This window comes from Flavobacterium sp. FlaQc-30 (assembly GCF_044005885.1).
Taxonomy (GTDB): Bacteria; Bacteroidota; Bacteroidia; order Flavobacteriales; family Flavobacteriaceae; genus Flavobacterium.
This window is the reverse complement of record NZ_JBIPCO010000008.1, coordinates 196,193-218,419: the sequence shown is the minus strand read 5'-3', so window position 1 is coordinate 218,419 and position 22,227 is coordinate 196,193. Positions and strand designations below refer to the sequence as shown.

16 protein-coding genes and 1 tRNA gene are annotated in these 22,227 nt (G+C 32.6%); 3 read left to right on the top strand and 14 right to left on the bottom strand.

Going from position 1 to position 22,227, the window contains the following annotated elements; translation table 11 throughout:
- Positions 1-93: 93 nt before the first annotated feature.
- The gene (locus tag ACHRV0_RS17880) at positions 94-1,059 is read right to left on the bottom strand and encodes a helix-turn-helix domain-containing protein (protein WP_395441855.1); all 966 of its coding nucleotides are present in this window, start codon (positions 1,057-1,059) and stop codon (positions 94-96) included.
- A gap of 424 nt (positions 1,060-1,483) precedes the next feature.
- Here ACHRV0_RS17880 and ACHRV0_RS17875 point away from each other — a divergent pair, with 424 nt between their 5' ends.
- Positions 1,484-2,353: a DMT family transporter gene (locus ACHRV0_RS17875; protein ID WP_395441854.1), complete on the top strand. Its 870-nt coding sequence runs from the start codon at positions 1,484-1,486 to the stop codon at positions 2,351-2,353.
- A 164-nt stretch (positions 2,354-2,517) separates the two neighbouring features.
- On the opposite strand, the gene ACHRV0_RS17870 is transcribed toward ACHRV0_RS17875, so the two are convergent.
- Positions 2,518-2,592 (bottom strand) — tRNA-Val (locus tag ACHRV0_RS17870).
- Between the two features lie 266 nt (positions 2,593-2,858).
- Between ACHRV0_RS17870 and ACHRV0_RS17865 the strand changes: the two genes are divergently transcribed.
- The gene (locus ACHRV0_RS17865) at positions 2,859-4,649 is read left to right on the top strand and encodes an ABC transporter ATP-binding protein (protein ID WP_395441853.1); all 1,791 of its coding nucleotides are present in this window, start codon (positions 2,859-2,861) and stop codon (positions 4,647-4,649) included.
- A 74-nt stretch (positions 4,650-4,723) separates the two neighbouring features.
- Here ACHRV0_RS17865 and acs read toward each other — a convergent pair whose 3' ends face one another.
- The 7 genes from acs to ACHRV0_RS17830 all read right to left on the bottom strand — a co-directional run bounded on the left by acs (position 4,724) and on the right by ACHRV0_RS17830 (position 15,327).
- The gene (gene acs / locus ACHRV0_RS17860) at positions 4,724-6,631 is read right to left on the bottom strand and encodes an acetate--CoA ligase (RefSeq protein ID WP_129024898.1); all 1,908 of its coding nucleotides are present in this window, start codon (positions 6,629-6,631) and stop codon (positions 4,724-4,726) included.
- 504 nt (positions 6,632-7,135) lie between these two features.
- On the bottom strand, positions 7,136-8,605 hold the full coding sequence (gene ilvC, locus ACHRV0_RS17855; protein ID WP_129024899.1) for a ketol-acid reductoisomerase: 1,470 nt from the start codon (positions 8,603-8,605) through the stop codon (positions 7,136-7,138).
- A gap of 87 nt (positions 8,606-8,692) precedes the next feature.
- Positions 8,693-9,214 carry an acetolactate synthase small subunit gene (gene ilvN / locus ACHRV0_RS17850; protein ID WP_089056006.1) on the bottom strand — a complete coding sequence of 174 codons (522 nt, stop codon included), beginning with the start codon at positions 9,212-9,214 and terminating at the stop codon, positions 8,693-8,695.
- A 49-nt stretch (positions 9,215-9,263) separates the two neighbouring features.
- A complete protein-coding gene (gene ilvB, locus ACHRV0_RS17845) occupies positions 9,264-10,952 on the bottom strand; it encodes a biosynthetic-type acetolactate synthase large subunit (protein ID WP_129024900.1) in 1,689 nt (562 codons plus the stop codon).
- A gap of 73 nt (positions 10,953-11,025) precedes the next feature.
- Positions 11,026-12,699, bottom strand: a complete 1,674-nt coding sequence (gene ilvD / locus ACHRV0_RS17840; RefSeq protein ID WP_395441851.1) for a dihydroxy-acid dehydratase — start codon at positions 12,697-12,699, stop codon at positions 11,026-11,028.
- Positions 12,700-12,969: 270 nt separating this feature from the next.
- Entirely contained in the window at positions 12,970-14,088 is a 1,119-nt protein-coding gene (gene leuB, locus ACHRV0_RS17835) for a 3-isopropylmalate dehydrogenase (protein ID WP_395441850.1), read from the bottom strand.
- Positions 14,089-14,151: 63 nt separating this feature from the next.
- Positions 14,152-15,327, bottom strand: a complete 1,176-nt coding sequence (locus ACHRV0_RS17830) for a 2-isopropylmalate synthase (protein WP_395441849.1) — start codon at positions 15,325-15,327, stop codon at positions 14,152-14,154.
- A 155-nt stretch (positions 15,328-15,482) separates the two neighbouring features.
- On the opposite strand from ACHRV0_RS17830, the gene ACHRV0_RS17825 reads away from it, so the two are divergent.
- Entirely contained in the window at positions 15,483-17,027 is a 1,545-nt protein-coding gene (locus tag ACHRV0_RS17825; protein WP_395441848.1) for a hypothetical protein, read from the top strand.
- Positions 17,028-17,262: 235 nt separating this feature from the next.
- Here ACHRV0_RS17825 and ACHRV0_RS17820 read toward each other — a convergent pair whose 3' ends face one another.
- The 5 genes from ACHRV0_RS17820 to hisH form a co-directional block, all read right to left on the bottom strand.
- Complete coding sequence (locus ACHRV0_RS17820) at positions 17,263-18,918, bottom strand: M1 family metallopeptidase (RefSeq protein WP_395441847.1); 1,656 nt, start codon at positions 18,916-18,918, stop codon at positions 17,263-17,265.
- A gap of 377 nt (positions 18,919-19,295) precedes the next feature.
- Positions 19,296-19,892, bottom strand: coding sequence for a bifunctional phosphoribosyl-AMP cyclohydrolase/phosphoribosyl-ATP diphosphatase HisIE (gene hisIE / locus ACHRV0_RS17815; RefSeq protein WP_395441846.1), 597 nt, complete (start codon positions 19,890-19,892; stop codon positions 19,296-19,298).
- 44 nt (positions 19,893-19,936) lie between these two features.
- Positions 19,937-20,692 (bottom strand): imidazole glycerol phosphate synthase subunit HisF, encoded by a 756-nt coding sequence (gene hisF / locus ACHRV0_RS17810; protein WP_089055997.1) that lies wholly within the window; start codon positions 20,690-20,692, stop codon positions 19,937-19,939.
- Between the two features lie 81 nt (positions 20,693-20,773).
- A complete protein-coding gene (gene hisA / locus ACHRV0_RS17805; RefSeq protein ID WP_395441845.1) occupies positions 20,774-21,499 on the bottom strand; it encodes a 1-(5-phosphoribosyl)-5-[(5-phosphoribosylamino)methylideneamino]imidazole-4-carboxamide isomerase in 726 nt (241 codons plus the stop codon).
- 107 nt (positions 21,500-21,606) lie between these two features.
- Positions 21,607-22,197, bottom strand: coding sequence for an imidazole glycerol phosphate synthase subunit HisH (hisH, locus tag ACHRV0_RS17800; protein ID WP_395441844.1), 591 nt, complete (start codon positions 22,195-22,197; stop codon positions 21,607-21,609).
- Positions 22,198-22,227 lie beyond the last annotated feature (30 nt).

Below are 22,227 nucleotides of genomic sequence, written 5' to 3'. Positions count from 1 at the left end.
TTAAAAATATTCTTCAAAACTATATTGATTACGTTTTAAATCATTCCAGATTTATAATAACGGACTCCAAATATATATTTTAGGAGTTAAAAATTATTCTTTTTGGTAATTTGAAGGCGTTGTGCCAGTGATTTTTTTAAATGAACTATAAAATGTACTGCTGGAATTAAATCCAGATTCAAAACCCACAGCTTCAATTTTTAACTGAGTACTATCTTTTAAAAGCCGTTTTGCTTCATCAATTCGATATTCATTGATAAATTGAGTAAAACTTTTATTCAAATTGTCATTGATAAACTGTGACAGCAATTGCGGACGAATATTTAATTCTTTTGCTAAAATTGATAATGTAAGTTCTGGATTAGTATAGATTTTTCTTGATTCAAAAAGTATATTTATTTTTTCCTGAATTTCTTCAACTAACTTTTCATCTATTTTGTTTGCGTACTTTTCCTTATTAATCGTCGAGATTAATGCTTTGTTTTTTGCATAATAAATAAGAAGAAAGGAAATATAAAAACTGAAAGAAAAAGTCAAAGCCCCTGAAATATATGAAGTATATCTCGCTAAAAAATACGAAAGCCAAATTGCAAAAACACCGCAAATAATTGACAATATCCAAGTTTCATAATAGCTTACTTGACAGCGATTAATTAGTAACTTCTTAAAAATCTGTCTAGATTCATAAATGGATAATACAATAAAAATAAGCCATTGAATATTTATAACGTAATACACTACTCCTCTCCATAAAACAGGATTCTCCTTGTATGGAAAAAGAAAACCAAAAACAATTATAGCTGTAACTATTAAAATGATGGTATACTTTGCAAAAGAGTAATTAAGATTTTGCAATATTGATCGAACATAAAAATATAATAAAGGACCAATTAAAAAACAAGCTGACAAACCTATCTGCAAATACGTTTTTGACAATTGCGGATTAAAATTATAAAATACCGATTTCCCTATTCTTATGCTTAAAGACAATAATAAAAGTCCAAGAAATAAATCCGATTTAGCTTTATTATGTTTGAAGAATAAAAAATAAAAACTCAAAACAACACTATTAAAAACACCTAAAGCGCTTAGAAAAAATAATATTTGATTGTCAACATTCATTAATCAGGAAATGTGCTTTCTTTTTAGAATTGTTTGCTGCTAACTTAAATATACCCGCTAAAAACGGTCGAATAAGTTTTTTACAATACTACATAAAAATATCAAAACAGTATGTACGTTTTTCATAAATGGAATATTATTTTTAAGTATTGACTTAATCAGTTTTTTTGCTAGTTTTGCGATTGATAAATAAAGAATATGAACAGAAAGAGTTGTCTTCCACCACCAAGATTTTAATATTTCTTAGAAATTTTAAAAGCGCTGCACGAATATTTTATTCGCTGTTTTATTGTGCTTAAAATTCTCAATTAAATTTTAATTTAAAAATCTTGTCTCGAAAGGGATCGGTAGATAATTTTTTATGAAAAAATCATATTTATTATTACACTTCGCTGTAATACTTGCCGGCTTTACCGGTGTTTTTGGGAAACTCATTTCTCTTAATGAAGGTTTATTAACTTGGTACAGAGTCTTTTTTTCTGCTGTCATTTTATTTTTAATACTAAAGTTTTTTAAAGTACTAGACCAAACTACATCAAAAGAAAAGTTTGATATTGCTAAAATAGGTTTGCTAATTACCATACATTGGGTTTTCTTTTATGCAAGTATTAAATATTCTAATATCTCTATTGGTGTTATATGCTATTGTTTGACCAGTTTTTTTACTGCGGTTTTCAAACCTTTAATAGATAGATCTAGGTTTAAATTTTCTGAACTATTGTTAAGCATGCTGACTTTATTAGGTATCAGTCTGATTTTTCATTTTGACAGTTCCTATCAGCTGGCTATAATCCTAGGCGTAATTTCATCGGCTTTTGCAGCGCTTTACACTATTTACAACGAAAGACTCGTAAAAGTTTACGACAGTAAAATTATCAACTACTATCAAATGATAGGCGGAACAATTGGTTTAGGAATTTTGCTTCCTGCTTACCTTTATTTTTTTCCTGCGGAAAACCTTATTCCTGATTTCAAAGATACTTTTTACCTGATCCTATTATCACTTTTCTGTACAGTTGGGTTATATGTTTCCTTTGCCGAAGTATTGAAAAAAATCCCTGCCTTTACAGTTAATCTAAGTTTTAATCTTGAACCTATTTATGCCATTATATTAGCATTTATGTTTTTCGATGAAAGCAAAGAAGTAAATACTTCATTTTATATCGGATTATTTTTTGTTATGATTTCGGTTGCACTGCAATCTATAATTTCTTTAAGAAAAAGCAAATAAACCTACAATAGAATAAACACAAAAGGCACAAGAAATTATACTTGTGCCTTTTATTTATTTGATTCTTGAAGAGTCTTTTTGATTTTTCTAAATCTGTTTTTCCAAAATACTTTTTTTATTTTTTATATAAAAAAAACTCCTTAATTTCTTAAGGAGTTTCTCGGTGGGCGATGAGGGGTTCGAACCCCCGACCCCCTCGGTGTAAACGAGGTGCTCTGAACCAGCTGAGCTAATCGCCCTATTTTACTAGGCTGCTATCATTTCGTGATTGCGAGTGCAAATATACAGCTAGATTTCGTATTTGCAAGCATATTTTTAAAAAAAATTAAATATTTTTTCGCTTTTATATTTACCGCTCTATTTTTCAGCTTTTTAAACAAAACATAAAAAGCACCGTTTTCTTACTATTTAGTTAAAAAACAAAATCTGAATGTCTAATTTATAATAACACTTTGTATTCGCTTGCTAGAATCATACATTTGCATTACTTTAATTGTATATACAAATGGCAAGATTTCAAGAAAACGATTTACCTAAAGCTAAATTAGACTCTAATTCTCTTCAAAAAGCACTCAGAATTTTTAAATACGGTAAAAACCATAAATGGAAATTTTTTCTAGGCTTAATTTTTCTACTACTAACCAGCGCTACTGCCCTTGCCTTTCCTAAATTAATGGGAATGCTCGTAGATTGTGTAACTAATAAAGACCTAAGCAGAGCCAATGAAATTGCTGTAGGATTAATGGTTATTTTAACATTACAGGCAATATTCTCTTTCTTCAGGATTTCACTTTTCGTAAACTTTACTGAAAACTCATTATCTAACATTCGTTTTGCCTTATATGAAAATCTAGTTAAGCTGCCAATGTCATTCTATTCACAAAAACGTGTTGGAGAACTAAACAGCCGAATAAGTGCTGATATATCGCAATTGCAAGATACTTTCACCACAACAATTGCTGAATTTTTACGTCAGCTGATATTGATTATTGGAGGTTTTGTAATATTAGGAAGCATTAGCCCGAAATTAACTCTTATGATGCTTGCAATTGTACCAATTGTTGCGGTAGCAGCAGTTGTATTTGGAAGGTTTATTCGTAAGTACGGAAAGAAAACTCAGGATAAAGTAGCCGAAAGCCAAGTAATCGTTGAGGAAACATTACAAGGAATCAGCAACGTAAAAGCTTTTGCCAACGAATGGTATGAAATTCAGCGTTACAAAAATAAGATCAAAGAAATCGTAAAAATTGCTATTAAAGGAGGTCAATATAGAGGTTACTTCGCTTCGTTTATTATTTTATGTCTTTTTGGATGCGTAGTTGCCGTAGTTTGGTACGGTATTACATTAACTATTAAAGGAGAAGTTGAAGGAGTTGGAGATTTAATTTCTTTTGTACTTTATACTACTTTTATTGGTGCTTCTTTTGGAGGAATTGCCGAAATGTATGCACAAATTCAAAAAGCAGTTGGAGCAACCGAGCGTGTTTTTGAATTACTAGAAGAAAAACCAGAAGAAATTAATGCAAAACCAAATGCATCAACTTTAGAAAAAATAAAAGGAAATGTTATTTTTAAAAATGTAGCATTCAGTTATCCTTCCCGTAAGGAAGTTCAAGTTCTTAAAGATGTCAATTTTTCTGCTGCTTTTGGGCAAAAAATTGCAATTGTAGGTCCAAGCGGTGCAGGAAAATCAACAATCTCCTCTTTACTTCTTCGTTTTTACGATATCACTTCAGGAGAAATTACAGTTGACGGGAAAAATATTTATGACTACGATTTAGAAAACCTTCGCGGCAATATGAGTATCGTACCTCAGGATGTTATATTATTTGGAGGAACTATAAAGGAAAACATTGCGTATGGCAAACCTAATGCATCTGAGGACGAAATTGTAGCGGCTGCAAAACAAGCAAACGCATTCAATTTTATTGATGGTTTCCCAGAGAAATTTGAGACTTTAGTTGGAGAACGCGGCGTTAAATTATCGGGAGGACAACGTCAGCGAATAGCAATTGCACGAGCATTACTTAAAAACCCAAGTATTTTAATCTTAGACGAAGCAACTTCATCATTAGATAGTGAAAGCGAAAAACTAGTTCAAGAAGCTTTAGAGGTTTTAATGGAAGGAAGAACAAGTATCATCATCGCTCACCGACTTTCGACAATCAGAAATGCAGATAAAATTTTGGTATTAGACAATGGTATAATTACTGAAGAAGGTACACATCAGGAATTGATAAACTTAGAAAACGGAATTTACAAAAACCTTAGTAATCTTCAATTTAGCAATTCTTAATTTATAAAATTCAATAAAAAAATAAGCCGTCTCAAATCTGAGACGGCTTATTTTTTTATTAGCTGTTAATTAAATTAAACTCTTTCTTTTGTAATAATTTCTACAATTTCAGGATTTAATAAAGTTGAAGTATCTCCAAAATTAGAGAAATCACCCTCAGCTATTTTACGTAAAATTCTACGCATAATTTTTCCAGATCGTGTTTTTGGCAAACCAGAAACGAATTGAATTTTATCTAATTTCGCAATTGGTCCAATGTGATCAGAAATATATTGGTTGATCTCTTTACTCAAGTTTGATCTATCTCTAACTTCTCCTGTTTCTTTAAGAATAACGAAACCATACAAAGCATTTCCTTTAATATCATGAGGGAATCCAACAATTGCAGATTCTGCTACCGCAGGATGCTCATTGATCGCATCTTCAATAGGAGCAGTTCCTAAATTATGCCCAGAAACAATTACAACATCATCTACTCTACCTGTAATTCTATAATATCCAACTTCGTCTCTTAAAGCGCCGTCTCCTGTAAAATATTTCCCAGGGAAAGCAGAAAAATAAGTGTCTTTATAACGTTGGTGATCTCCCCAAATAGTTCTGGCAATTCCCGGCCAAGGAAACTTAATACATAAACTTCCAACTACTTGGTTTCCTTCGATTTCATTGCGTTTTTCATCCATTAAAACTGGCTGAATCCCTGGTAATGGTAAAGTTGCATATGTTGGTTTTGTTGGCGTAACAAATGCAATTGGCGAAATCATAATTCCTCCAGTTTCTGTCTGCCACCAAGTATCAACAACTGGACATCTTTTATCTCCTACGTGGTCATTAAACCAGTGCCAAGCTTCCTCGTTAATTGGTTCTCCAACAGATCCGATAACTTTAAGTGATTTTAGAGGATATTTTTGAATATAATCTAAACTTTCTTTTGCTAACGAACGTATTGCAGTTGGTGCTGTATAAAATTGTGTGATTTTGTGTTTCTCGATAATATCCCAAAAACGGCTGAAATCAGGATAAGATGGAACTCCTTCAAAAATTACAGTAGTTCCTCCATTTAATAATGGTCCGTACAATATATAAGAGTGACCAGTAATCCAACCTATATCTGCAGTACACCAGAAAATATCATTTTCCTCATAGCTGAAAACATTCTTGAATGTATATGCTGTGTAAACCATATATCCAGCCGTGGTATGAACCATTCCTTTTGGTTTTCCAGTTGATCCAGAAGTATATAAAATAAACAACGGATCTTCTGCATCCATAATTTCGGCTACACTATTATCTAAAGCAGCATCTAATAAAGGCTGTAACCATTCGTCACGACCTTCTTTCATTGAAACTTCAGTTTTAGTTCTTTTTACAACCAAAACTTTAGAAACTGATGGGCAGCTGTCTAATGCCTCATCAACAATACCTTTTAAATCGATAGTTTTATTTCCTCTATAACCCCCGTCAGATGTAATAACCATTTTACACTCGCAGTCATTAATTCTTGCAGAAACTGCCGAAGCAGAGAATCCAGCAAAAATTACAGAGTGAATAGCACCAATTCTTGCACAAGCCAAAACTGAAACAGCAAGCTCAGGAATCATTGGTAAATAAATACAAACACGGTCTCCTTTACGAACTCCTTGCTCACGCAAAACATTCGCCATTTTCGAAACTCGCTCGTATAATTCATTATAAGTTATATGTAAAGCACTTTCAGACGGATCATTCGGTTCAAAAATGATTGCCGTTTTTTCTCCTCTTTTACTTAAGTGTCTATCAATACAATTTTTAGTAATATTAACTTTTGCTTCAGTAAACCATTTTACTTCAGCATCAGCCATATTAAAATCAACTACTTTTTCCCATTGTTGGTACCAAGTAAAATTTTCTTCTGCAATTTTCCCCCAAAATTTTCTTGGCTCCCTTATTGACTTATTGTAATGTTTAAAATATTGTTCTAAATTTTCAATTTTATAATAACTCATATGTTTGTGGAATTTTTTTATAAAAGTATTAAATCTCAGTCTATTCTTAAAATTATTTAATTTATAAATTTTATCAAAAAAAAACACATATTAAAAAAAATACTCGTTTTTTTTGAAGTTATTCTAAAAAAATACATTTTTGAAATAAAATGTAAATTGAAAAAAGGTATGACAAACTAAACTATCATACCTTTTTACATTAACAAATTTCAATAACAATTAATTCTGTAATTCTGCATTACAATGCTTTTTTCTATTTTGAAAATAGCAGCATCCTTATTAATTAAAAAAGAAATTTCAACAAGTACATTTTCCTAAAAAAACATACCCTTTTTAAGGGATCTGCTTCACTTAACTTTCTAAAATCATTGAAGTTAAGTGAATGCATCATGCATCTATATCTATTTTTTTTTAATAAGTGCTTACTAATTCAAAATATTAATTTAAAACATTGATACAGTGCAAACTCCACAACATTCGTATGTATGGAAATTCCCAAATTTATTATCCAATTTTTTTCATTGCAGTCATAGACTCTCTTAACCACGCTCCTACTTCTTCGATAGGATGTTGACGGATTTCTTTATTTACAGCAATTAAAACTGCATTATCTACTCCGTTTGTAGTCGAGAATGATTTACCAATAATATTAGTTTCTACTTTTTTCATGAATTCAGTCAATAATGGCTTACATGCATGATCAAATAAATAACATCCGTATTCAGCAGTATCAGAAATTACACGGTTCATTTCGAACAATTTCTTTCTTGCAATAGTGTTTGCAATTAACGGCAATTCGTGTAATGACTCATAATAAGCTGATTCTTCGATAATCCCAGCTTCAGTCATTGTTTCGAAAGCTAATTCAACACCAGCTTTAACCATTGCAATCATTAATACTCCATTATCAAAATATTCTTGTTCTGAGATTGGAGCTTCTTGTGGAGCTGTTTTTTCGAAGTTAGTTTCCCCTGTAGCAGCTCTCCATTTCAATAAGTTAACATCATCGTTAGCCCAGTCAGCCATCATTGTACTAGAGAATTCTCCAGAAATGATATCATCCTGATGTTTTTGGAATAACGGACGCATGATATCTTTCAATTCTTCTGCTAATTCGTAAGCTTCAATTTTTGCAGGATTAGAAAGACGATCCATCATATTTGTAATACCACCATGTTTCAAAGCTTCAGTGATAGTTTCCCATCCATACTGAATTAATTTTGAAGCATAAGCTTTATCGATTCCTTTTTCAACCATTTTATCAAAACATAAAATAGATCCAGTTTGCAATAATCCACAAAGAATTGTTTGCTCACCCATTAAATCTGATTTTACTTCAGCTACAAATGATGATTTTAAAACTCCTGCTTTATGTCCTCCAGTTGCTACAGCATAAGCTTTTGCTTGATCTAAACCAAATCCGTTTGGATCATTCTCTGGGTGAACCGCAATAAGCGTTGGTACACCAAAACCTCTTTTATATTCCTCACGCACCTCAGAACCTGGGCATTTAGGAGCACACATAATTACAGTAATATCTTTACGAATCTGCATTCCTTCTTCAACAATATTAAAACCGTGAGAATATGCCAAAGTCGATCCTTGTTTCATTAATGGCATAATAGCCGTTACTACAGCCGTGTGCTGCTTATCTGGTGTAAGATTACAAACTAAATCAGCAGTTGGAATTAATTCTTCATAAGTACCTACCTTAAAACCGTTTTCAGTTGCATTTTTGTATGAAGCTCTCTTTTCTGCAATTGCATCTGCACGCAATGCATAAGAAATGTCTAAACCAGAATCTCTCATGTTTAAACCCTGATTCAAACCTTGTGCACCACAACCTACAATAACAACTTTTTTTCCTGCTAATGCCGAAATTCCGTCTGCAAATTCTGATTGCTCCATAAATTCGCAAACTCCTAATTGTTCTAATTGTAATCTAAGCGGTAATGTATTGAAATAATTTGCCATTTTGTTTTAAAATATTTAATGAAATGAAATTTAATAATTGATTAATCTATAAATGTTTGTGATTGCAAAATCACGATTTAATTGCTACTATTTAAAAGTTTCTAATAAAGATGAAATTTCCATTTTTTCTTTAGAAACCGAAATTCTTCCAGAACGTACAAACTGCATAATTCCGTAAGGTTTGAATTTTGCATACAATTCTTCTATTTCAGAACGTCTTCCAGATTTAGAAATCACAAAGAAATCTCTAGAAACTGTTACAATTGTCGATTGACTGTCTTTAATGATATTCTGAATTTGCTTTTCATCAAACAACAAACTTGATTGTATTTTAAATAAAGCATTCTCTAAATAAATAGTTTCTTCATCTGTATGATAGAAAGCTTTTATAACTTCAATTTGTTTTTCGATTTGCCCAACAATATTCTGAACCCATTTTTCAGTTGTATTTACTACAATGATAAATCTTGAAACATTTTCTATTTCTGATTCTGAAACGTTTAAGCTTAATATATTAATGTGTCGCTTTAAGAATATTCCCGATATCCTATTCAACAATCCTACGTTATTCTCTGAATATACCGATATGGTAAATGTTTTATCTTCCATGTTTTTTTTAGTTTATTTTTCCCGATAGCTATCGGGATTGAAACTTTTCTTAACTTAATCTAATTTCTGAAACACAAGCTCCTGTTGGAATCATTGGGAATACATTATTCTCTTTTTCCACCATAACTTCTAAGAAATAAGAATCTTTTGAAGCCATCATTTCTGCTACAGCTGCATCCAAATCTTCTCTCTGTGTTACTTTTTTAGATTTAATATGATACCCTTCAGCAATAGCAACAAAATTTGGATTAATCATTTTTGTTGAAGCATATCTATTGTCGAAAAACAATTCTTGCCATTGACGTACCATTCCTAAAAATTCGTTATTTAAAACCACAATTTTTACAGGTACCTGCGTCTGGAAAATAGTTCCTAATTCCTGAATCGTCATTTGGAATCCGCCATCACCAATAATAGCAACAACCTCACGTTCAGGCTTTCCCATTTTAGCACCAATAGCCGCCGGAAGAGCAAATCCCATTGTTCCTAATCCGCCAGAAGTAATATTACTTTTTGATGAATTAAATTTTGCATAACGACACGCAAACATTTGATGCTGACCAACATCTGAAACTATAATAGCATCACCTTTTGAGTGCTTATTAATCATTTCAAGAGTTTCACCCATCGAAATTCCTTTACCATTTGTTGGGTTTAATTCTTCGTTTATAACCGTTTCAACCTCAATTTTATGTAATTCTTTAAATTCGTTGTGCCATAAATCATGTGATTTAGCATCAATTAAAGGAAGTAATGCTGCTAAAGACTCTTTTACGTCTCCTAAAACAGCAATTTCTGTTTTCACATTTTTATCAATCTCAGCTGGATCAATTTCAAAGTGAATTACTTTTGCCTGCTTAGCATATGTTTTTAAATCTCCAGTAACACGATCATCAAAACGCATTCCGAATGCAATTAAAACATCACATTCATTTGTCAATAAATTTGGAGCATAATTTCCGTGCATTCCAAGCATTCCAACATTTAGCGGATGATCTGTCGGCAGAGCCGAAAGTCCTAAAATAGTCCAAGCTGCTGGAATTCCTGATTTTTCAACCAATGCTTTAAATTCAGCTTCAGCTTTACCTAAAATAATTCCCTGTCCAAAAACGATAAAAGGTTTTTTTGCACTATTAATCAAAGCCGCTGCTTCAGCTACTTTATCTAATTTTAATTTGGGAACTGGAACATAACTTCTAATTCCTTTGCATTTTTCATAGCTATAATCAAAAAGATCAAATTGAGCATTTTTAGTTATATCAATTAAAACTGGTCCTGGACGACCAGAACGAGCAATGTAAAAAGCCTTTGCAATTATTTCTGGAATCTGTGAAGCTTCAGTTATCTGAAAATTCCATTTTGTAACTGGAGTTGAAATTCCAATAATATCAGTTTCCTGAAAAGCATCAGAACCCAATAAATGTCTTCCAACTTGTCCTGTAATACAAACCATTGGTGTTGAATCGATTTGTGCATCTGCAATTCCAGTTACTAAATTTGTAGCACCCGGTCCTGAAGTAGCAATTGCAACACCCACTTTTCCAGTAGCTCTAGCATAACCTTGAGCGGCATGCGTTGCACCTTGTTCATGACGAACTAATACGTGATGCAACTGATCTTGAAATTTATATAATTCGTCGTAAACTGGCATAATTGCTCCACCTGGATAACCATAAACCAAGTCTACTCCTTCTTCTAACAAACATCTTATAACGGCTTCTGCCCCTGATATTTTCATAGTATATTGTTTTTCAAGAATCAACTTCAACTTTTCAATGATTCAGCTGATTCTTGATATTATTGTTTTAAAATTAATTATCGGTAACACATCCTGTTGATGCACTCGAAACCGACTTAGCGTACTTAAGTAAAACTCCTCTGTCAACTTTTAAAGCTGGCTGAACCCATGCCGCTTTTCTTGCCGCAAATTCTTCGTCAGATATCTTCAGGTCGATTGTATTTTTCACCGCATCAATGGCAATTATATCACCATCCTTTACCAGTGCAATACCACCACCATCATATGCTTCTGGTGTAACGTGTCCTACCACGAAACCGTGCGAACCTCCGGAGAATCTACCGTCTGTGATTAGTGCACAGTTGCTGCCTAATCCGGCTCCAATAATTGCAGATGTAGGCTTCAGCATTTCAGGCATTCCCGGACCACCTTTTGGTCCACAACCTCTAATGACGACTACATTTCCTGGTTTAATTTTTCCGGCCTGAAGACCTGGAATCACTTCAAATTCACCTTCAAATACTACAGCTGGACCTTCGAAATATTCTCCTTCTTTCCCGCTGATTTTTGCTACAGCACCTTCAGAAGCAAGATTTCCGTATAAAACCTGAATATTTCCTGTTGGTTTTAATGCTTTTTGTATTTCATGTATTACTTCTTGTCCGTCTTGTAAATCTGGTGTTGAAGCTAAGTTCTCAGCAACTGTTTTTCCTGTTACAGTTAAACAATCTCCATGAATCAATCCAACTTTCAATAGATATTTCATTACTCCGGGAATACCTCCAACTTCATGAATATCTTCCATCATATATTTTCCACTTGGTTTCATATCAGCAAGAACTGGTGTTCTGTCATTAATTGCTTGAAAATCATCCAAAGTAATTGTTATTCCAACAGAGTGCGCCATTGCAATTAAGTGCATTACAGCATTTGTAGAACCTCCTAAAACTGCTACAATTGTAATAGCATTTTCAAAAGCTTTACGAGTCATAATGTCTCTTGGCTTAATATCTTTTTCTAATAAAATTTTAATAGCTTCTCCTGCCGCAAGACATTCGTCTCTTTTTTCCTGACTTAAAGCAGGATTTGAAGAGCTGTATGGCAAACTCATTCCTAATGCTTCAATCGCCGAAGACATTGTATTTGCAGTATACATTCCGCCGCAAGCACCAGCTCCCGGGCAAGCATTTTGAATAACACCTTTAAAATCTTCAGGAGTAATTTCGCCTTTTACTTTTTTTCCTAAAGCTTCAAAAGCAGAAACAATATTTAAAGATTCACCTTTCCATTTTCCAGAGTGAATAGAACCTCCATAAATCATCATTGACGGACGATTTAATCTTCCCATTGCAATTAAAGCTCCAGGCATATTTTTATCACAGCCAGGAATTGCAATAATACTATCGTACCATTGTGCTCCTGCAACTGTTTCAATAGAATCTGCAATTACATCACGAGATACTAACGAATAACGCATTCCTTCAGTACCGTTCGAAATTCCATCACTTACACCAATGGTATTAAAAATAAGTCCGACCAGATTTGCATCCCAAACACCTTTTTTAACATCTTTTGCTAAATCGTTCAAGTGCATATTACAAGTGTTACCATCGTAACCCATACTTACAATACCTACTTGTGCTTTCTTCAAATCTTCTTCAGTTAAACCAATACCGTACAACATTGCTTGAGCCGCAGGTTGTGTTTGATCTTGAGTGATGGTCTTGCTGTACTTATTTAATTCCATTATGTATTATTTTATTTTAATTTTTATTCAAAAAAAAACCTTCCAGTATTTGGAAGGTTTATAATATAGTCTTTCAATTATATTTATAACATTCCCTTTGCAGATGTGATCACCACATTGACAACAATGACAGAAGTTATAATAATTGAGTTTTGCATTCTTTTCTATTTTTAGTGTGACAAAAGTATAAAAACTTTAAGAACTAAAAAAATAAAATCTCAACATTTAAACCACTTCTTGTTATTTATTCTACATTTTTAACAAAAATCACTAAACAATTGTCGATTGTCCAATACTTACATTGTCATTATTGAAATAAAGTAAATCGTCTTTGCTGAAAATAAAATTGGAAACAAACTCCCCTACTTCATTCGTACCGAATTTTGAATCTGGTTTTAAATCAACTGTAACTACTTTAAATTCGATTGCTTTTTCAACAGCTTTATAAATCACATTAGCTTCTTTAGTTAATCCAAAATGTTCTAACAAAAGCGCTGCTGCTAATATCGAAGCAATTGGATTGGCAATATTCTTTCCTTTTGCTTGCGGATAAGAACCATGAATTGGTTCAAACAAAGCATTTTTTTCTCCTAAAGACACTGATGGCAATAAACCAATAGATCCTGTAATTACACTGGCTTCATCAGATAAAATATCTCCAAACAAGTTCTCTGTCAAAATCACATCAAACTGTTTTGGATTCAAAATCAACTGCATTGCCGCATTATCAACAAATAAGAAATCCAATGCTACATCTGAATAATTTTCGCTCACTTTCTGAACAACTTTTCTCCATAATCTTGAAGTTTCTAAAACGTTAGCTTTATCTACCAATGTTAGCTTTTTGCGTCTTTTTTGTGCCGATTTAAAAGCTAAATGCGCAATTCTGGTAATTTCTTCTTCGGAATATTCACATAAATCTGAAGCATGTGTTCCTTCTTCATTTAATGTTTTAGCTCCAAAATAAGCACCTCCAGTTAATTCTCTAAAAATGGTAAAATCAGCTCCTTCAATAATTTCTCTTTTTAAAGGAGAAGATTCAATTAAGGCTTTATAAGGTTTAATTGGACGAATATTTGCAAACAAACCTAATTCTTTTCGCAGTTTTAACAATCCTTGCTCTGGTCGAACTTTTGCTTTTGGATTATTATCATATTTTGGATCACCAATAGCACCAAGCAAAACTGCATCTGTATTTAAACAAAGATTCAGCGTTTGTTCCGGGAGCGGGTTTCCTGTTTTATCAATTGCAACAGCACCCATAAGTGCTTCTTCAAAAACAAATTCATGATTGTACACCTCGCCAATTGCATATAATGCTTTTTTGGCCTGTAAAATTACTTCTGGTCCAATTCCGTCTCCTGGTAAAACTGCTATTTTCAAATTCATAATGCCTCGTTCTTTATGTATTTAAATCTTTATTTTTTTTCTCTTTCTTTTATTCTCTTTTAATTAGCTTCTAATTAAATCACCTTCAATTTTAGAAGCTTCGATAATCTGGTGAATGTCTGCATCCAAAACTTCTTTTTTAATATCAGCAAACTTCAAAAATTCAATGTAAACAATATCCAATTGTACTTTTGTAAGCTCATAACCTACTTTTTTAGCACGATAAGCCAAAGCAGCTCTTCCGCTTCTAGCTGTTAAAATAATAGACGATTCGTTTACACCAACATCAAGCGGATCCATGATTTCATAAGTCGCTCTGTTTTTAATAACTCCATCTTGATGAATTCCTGAACTGTGTGCAAAAGCATTTGCTCCTACAATCGCTTTATTTGGCTGCACAATCATTCCCATACTTTCAGAAACTAAACGACTCATTTCGTTTAATTCTCTTGTATTGATATTAGTATCTAGATTTAAGTAAGGATGTTGTTTGAAAATCATTACCACTTCTTCAAGTGCAGTATTTCCTGCTCTTTCTCCAATACCATTAATAGTACATTCTATTTGTCTTGCTCCATTTATTGCTCCTGCTATTGAGTTTGCAGTTGCCATTCCTAAATCATTATGACAGTGACATGAAAGGATTACGTTTTCGATTCCTTTTACGTTTTCTTTTAAATATTTAATTTTTGCTCCATATTCTTCAGGTAAACAGTATCCTGTTGTATCAGGAATATTTAAAACCGTTGCTCCAGATTTAATTACTTCTTCGCAAACTTTTGCTAAAAATACATTATCAGTTCTACCAGCATCTTCTGCGTAGAATTCAACATCTTCTACATATGTTTTTGCATGAGCTACAGCATATTTTGCTCTTGCGATAATATCTTCTGGTGTGGTATTTAATTTGTGGAGTATATGAGATTCAGATGTTCCGATTCCTGTGTGGATTCTAGGTCTTTTAGCATGCTTTAAAGCAGCTGCAGCAACATCAATGTCGTTTTTTACGGCTCTTGTAAGTCCGCAGACGGTTGCATTTTCAACAATTTTACAAATCTCAGAGACCGATAAAAAATCGCCCGGACTTGACACAGGAAAACCTGCTTCGATGATATCAACTCCCATTTTGTCTAATCGTTCTGCAATAACTAATTTTTGCTTAGTATCTAACTTACATCCTGGAACTTGTTCACCATCTCGCAAAGTGGTGTCAAAAATTTGAACTTTCTCTCTATTCATATTCATTTATTTAATGTAATTTCACATCTTGATAACAAATATATATTGTACTTCTCCAGTACGAAATTCATTTTAATGAAATTATACTGTATATAACGCAATTTATAACGAGTTAAAACACTAACAATCAATATGTTATTATATTATTTTTTACAATGGCTAACCATCAAAAAGATTTCTTATTTGTTCTTATAAAATCACTTTCTAAATCTGAAAAAAGACAGTTTAAAATTTTTGCGAGTCGATTAGAAACAAGTTCGAATACTAAATTCATTGAATTATTCAATATTTTGGATAAATCTGAAACCTACGATGAAAAACTTATTTTGAAGAGCGGAAGCATCAAAAAGGTACAGCTGTCTAATTTAAAATCATACTTATATAAACAGATTTTAGTAAGTATTCGTTTGAATATTCCCAGTCAAAACATTCGTTATCAACTTCGTGAACAAATAGATTTTGCTGTTATACTTTACAACAAAGGTTTATACAAACAAAGTTTAAAGATTCTGGACAAGACCAAACAACAGGCGTTAGAGAATGACGAAAAATACATGGCGTATGAAATTGTTGAATTCGAAAAACTTATTGAATCGCAATACATCACACGAAGTATTCAGGGTCGCGCAGACGAATTGGTTGTACAGGCTAAAGAATTAAACTACCGTAATACAATTTCAAGCAAATTATCAAATCTTTCTCTTCAGTTATACGGAATCATGCTTAAAACGGGTTATGTAAAAAGTGACGAAGAATACAAGTATATTGATGATTACTTTAATAAACATATTGCCAAATTAGATGAAAGCAAATTTGGTTTTCGAGAAAAATACTGGTTCTACAACGCCAATCTTTGGCGAAGTTTTCTAGTTCAGGACTTCTTAGCAAGTTATAAGTTTGCTTATAAATGGGTTAAACTTTTCTACGATAATCCAAATATGATTTACCTGAATCCTGTATTTTTCTTAAAAGGAAATCATTATTTTTTAGAATCGCTTTATATGTTAAAATATACTTCGAATTTTAAAAAATATCTTTCGCTCTTAGAAGAAACCATTGAAGATCCAAAGTTTCCAGTAAACGATAATATTGCATCGCTGTCGTTTTTATATGTATATAACAACAAACTAAATTTACATATTCTGGAAGGTACTTTTGCCGAAAGCGAATATTTAATTCCTGAAATTTTAGAAAAAATAAAACTACACAGTGAGCATCTTGATGAACATCACGAAATGTTATTCTTCTACAAAATCGCTTCTATTTACTTTGGAAATGAAAAATACAACGAGTGCATCAATTACTTAGATAAGATCATAAACAACAAAAATCTATCGATGCGAGAAGATTTAATGTGTTTTGCAAGATTATTGTCCTTAATTGCACATTACGAGCTGGGAAAAGATTATTACTTAGAAAATCATCTTAAAAACACTTATAAATTTCTAATCAAAATGAATGACTTACATGAAGTTCAAAAGGAAATTATTAAGTTCTTAAGAAACCTGAATAATTTCTATCCAGCGGATATAAAGAAAGAATTCAAAAAAATGCATGCACGTTTTGTTGAACTTGAAAAAAACACTTACGAAAAAAGAGCTTTTTTATATCTAGATATTATTTCATGGCTTGAAAGCAAAATTGAAAATCGCAAGATTGCTGATATTATAAAAGAAAAAGCGAAGTTGAATAGCCGTTAAACTTTTTAAAATTCCAATAAAAAAAGCTCTGAAAAAATATTTTTTAGAGCTTTTTGTCATTTCGACGAAGGAGAAATCTCCACAAGTAACTCCGCTCCCAAATCGCCAAACTTTGTCGAGCTACTTACGGAGATTTCTCCTTCGTCGAAATGACACACTATACCTATAAAACATAAAAAATCCCAAATTTCAATTGTTGAAATTTGGGATTTAAAAAATTGAAAGCTTTTGAATTCTATTCTATAATATTAGAACTCGTTACATAAAAATCTTTATCTACTTCAATAGTTCTATTTTCATTTGCTGTTTTTTCTGATTTCCATTCTGTGGTAGGCTTCAACCAAGTTTCAACACCATTTAATTTCACTCTTACCGGCATATCAAAATTAGCTACACAGTTTGTCCAGTGATATCCGAAAGTTCCATTTTTAAACATATATTCAAACACTGGAATCTGAGTTGTCGTTAGATATTGCGCAAAAACTCTGTTGAAATTAATTCCTGACTTTTCATTAATATACTCCTGAATTTGCTTACCTGTAACTGTTTGATGATAAAAAGTTTTATTCATGCCTCTTAAAATCGATTTCCATTTTGCATCGTCATTAATAACCTGACGAATCATATGCAGCATATTTGCACCTTTTGGATACATATCGCCTGAACCTTCATTGTTTACATCATAATGCCCAATAATAGGTTTGTCGTTTTGAATGTTTCTTCTACATCCAATTACATACTCTGCGGCAGCATCTTTTCCATAATAATATTCAATAAATAAACTTTCAGAATAGTTGGTAAAACTCTCGTGCACCCACATATCAGCAATATCTTTATAAGTAATATTATTTGCAAACCACTCATGTCCTGATTCATGAATAATAATAAAGTCAAACTTTAAGCCCCACCCTGTACCGCTTAAATCTTTTCCTCTATATCCCATTTTATAATCATTACCATAAGTTATACTACTTTGGTGCTCCATTCCTAAATAAGGAACTTCAACCAATTTGTAGCTGTCTTCATAAAACGGATATGGACCAAACCAGTTTTCAAAGGCTTTCAGCATTCGCGGCGCATCTTTAAAATGCTCTTTAGCAAGAGCCAAATTATCTCTTAAAACATAATAACTGCAATCTAAATCTCCTTTTTCGCCTTTAAATTTCTCAGAGAAATTAACATAATCTGCAACATTTATATTTACGCCATAATTATTTATAGGATTTGAAACATACCAGATAAAAGTTTTAGTTCCATCTTTCTGTTTCTTAACGCTTTGAAGTCTTCCATTTGAAACGCCAGTCAAATCTCCTGGAACATTCATACTGATCAGCATATTCTCAACTTCATCGTACATATGATCTTTATTTGGCCACCAAACACTTGCGCCCAATCCTTGACAAGATGATGCTATAAAGTCTTTTCCATTTTTATCTTTTTTCCAGCTGATCCCTCCATCCCAAGGAGCATTAACTGCTTCTCTAGGTTTTCCGCCAAATGAAATCACAATTTCCTTTACTTCACCAATCTTTTGTTTTTCTATTAAATCAATAAAAAAAGCGTTTCCATCGCGTTTAAATTTCAAATCTTTTCCGCCCTGAGTAACTTTATAAATCTGCATTGGTTCCTGCAAATCAATCTGCATCTTATTATACTCTGATAATACGGTGTAACGAACAGTATTTGAACCCGTAATTGTTTTTTCCTTTGGATTTATTTTCACATCCAAATGATAGTATTTTAAATCCCACCAAGCTCTCTCTTTTGTAATACTTCCGCGTAAAGTATCCTGATGTGTAAAAACCGTTTCAGACTTCTTCAAAAGTCCTTGCGCATTGGCAGTAAAACCAATTAAAAAGGCGATAAAAACGCCGCTAAAGATTTTTTTCATTATTTATAATTTTATGACGAATTAGGCGGTTAAACCATCTTAATCTTCAACAAATGTAAACATTCAAATCAATTTTTTCATGATTTTATAATTTCTATTAGCCCGATTTAGTGTTAAAATTCATTATTCTTATTTACTTTAGCCATTTAGTTTTATCGATTATGGCAACAATACTGAATAGCTTTCATCAGCCACAGGAATTTGCTGTTTTTGAGTTTGTGGAATGAGACTTAGTTAATCTTTAATTAAGTATAATTGTTAGTTTGTCATTTCGACCGAAGGGAGAAATCACACAAGAAACTCTGCAAAGCATATCTAATCTTTGTCTACATTCGAGTGTGATTTCTCCCTTCGGTCGAAATGACAAAAATCAAATCTTACTTCTGACGTTTCTTCAAAACCTCAATAACATCATTCAGCTGAAAACCTTTTGCCTGCAATAAAATTAGATAATGAAAAAGTAAATCAGCGCTTTCGCTTAGAAATAAATCATCATTGTCGTCTTTTGCTTCTATAACCACTTCCACAGCTTCCTCACCTACTTTTTGAGCAATTTTATTGATTCCTTTTTCAAACAACGAAGCAACATAACTTTTCTCAGAATCAGCATTCTCTCTACGAGTTTTGATTGTATTTTCTAACTGAGAAATAAAACCATAATTTGCTTCATTTGGTTCTTGCCAGCAAGTATCTGCTCCTGTATGACAAGTTGGTCCAACGGGTTTTGCCTGAATTAAAAGTGTGTCACCGTCACAATCATTTTTAATACTTACTAGGTTCAAAAAATTACCGCTCTCCTCACCTTTTGTCCAAAGTCTTTGTTTTGAACGGCTGAAAAAAGTTACTTTTTGAGTTTCTATTGTCTTTTGAAGCGATTCTTCGTTCATATAACCCAGCATCAAAACATTTTTTGTTTCTGAATCCTGAATTATCGCTGGAATTAATCCGTGTGCACTTTTGATATCGATTTCCATAATTGTAGTCTAAGATTGTAAAGTCGAAAGTCTTAAAGTTAAAACTAAAGTCTGACTTCTATATTGTTATTTTTTAATTCTTGTTTTAACGTTTTGATTTCGATCTCTTTGAAGTGAAAAACACTTGCAGCTAATGCCGCATCAGCTTTTCCAACTTTGAAAGAATCTACAAAATGCTGTATATTTCCTGCTCCGCCAGAAGCAATAATTGGAATATTTACTAATTCTGAAAGTTTAGCCAAAGCTTCGTTTGCAAAACCATTTTTCGTTCCATCATTATCCATTGACGTGAATAATATTTCTCCTGCTCCGCGTTCTGCAACTTCAACAGCCCAATCGAATAGATTTAATTCTGTTGGCACTTTTCCGCCAACTAAATGTACAATCCATTGTCCGTCAATTTGTTTAGCATCTATAGCAACTACAACACATTGACTGCCAAATTTCTGAGCCAAATCATTAATGAGCTGTGGATTTTTTACTGCCGATGAATTAATCGAAACTTTATCAGCACCATTATTTAAAAGGATTTCTACATCTTCAACTGACGAAATCCCACCGCCGACAGTAAACGGAATATTGATTTTCTCCGCTACACTTCGCACCATATTCACCAGTGTTTTACGTCGTTCCTCAGTCGCAGAAATATCCAAAAAAACCAATTCATCAGCACCTTCAGCCGAGTAAATTTCAGCCAGTTCGACTGGATCTCCCGCATCGCGCAAGTCAACGAAATTAACACCTTTTACGGTTCTTCCGTTTTTTATATCTAAACAAGGTATGATTCTTTTTGCTAACATATCTTTAATGTGTCAATTTGAGAATTAGATAATTAGATAATTTCAGCACTACGCAAAGAATTATCTAATTGACTAATTATCTCATTTTCTAATTATGAAATTCTCCAGTTGTTTCAAAGTAATTCTTCCTTCGTAAATTGCTTTTCCAATAATGGTTCCTTCACAACCTAATTCAGCTAATTTAGGCAATTCATCAAAAGTTGAAATTCCACCAGAAGCGATTAGTTTTACGCCATTTGCTTCCGCTAAAATTTTACTGTACAAATCAAAACTTGGCCCTTGAAGCATTCCGTCTTTAGCAATATCGGTGCAAATAACATATTGAATTCCTTTCGTTTGATAATCTTGTATAAACGGAATCAAATCTTCATCAGAATCTTCTAACCATCCTGAAACTGCAATTTTTTCATCTTTTGCATCAGCACCTAAAATGATTTTTTCTGAACCGTATTCTGAAATCCATTTTTCAAAAATAGTTCTATTTTTTACTGCAATACTTCCGCCAGTTATTTGATTTGCACCGCTTTCGAAAGCAATTCTCAAATCATCATCTGACTTTAATCCGCCTCCAAAATCAATTTTTAGGCTCGTTTGCAATGCAATTTGTTCTAATATCTTATAATTGACAATTTTACTTGATTTTGCACCATCAAGATCTACTAAATGCAAATATTCGATTCCGTGCGCTTCAAATGATTTTGCTACTTCAAGCGGATTTTCATTGTAAATTATTTTGGTATCATAATCACCTTTGGACAAACGAACACATTTTCCTTCAATGATATCTATGGCTGGTATTATTCTCATTTGATTTTAGATTGTAGATTAACGATTTTAGATTTTAGATTCTAAAAATTGAAATTGATATTTTGATTGTTATTGATTTTTGATATTTCAAATTGAAATTTTTGGATTTAAGAAATTGGAATTTTTAAAAAATTACCCAAGATCTTTTCCCCAACATCACCGCTTTTTTCTGGATGAAATTGAGTTCCGTAGAAATTATCTTTTTGCAAAGCCGATGCGTACTCTACATCATAATTTGTCGTAGCAATCGATTCTGCACAATTTGGCGCATAAAAACTGTGTACCAAATACATAAATTCATTTTCAGAAATTCCTTTAAACAAATCGGTTTTTAAATCATAAATCTGATTCCACCCCATTTGCGGCACTTTTACATTGTTGGAAAATTTTACGACATCAACATCAAAAATTCCTAAACCTTCTGTATTTCCTTCTTCTGTTTTATTGCACATTAACTGCATTCCCAGACAAATTCCTAAAACCGGTTGTTTCAATTGCGGAATCAAACTATTCAAACCGCTTTCGCGAAGTTTAACCATCGCTGAACTCGCCTCGCCCACACCAGGAAAAATCACTTTATCTGCTGACGAAATTTCATTCGGATTATCACTCAAAACAGCTTTAAAACCCAATCTTTCAATAGCAAACATGATGCTCTGAATATTTCCTGCTCCGTAATTTATAATTACTATTTTCATTTAAGTTTAGTCTTAAAGTCTAAAGTCTAA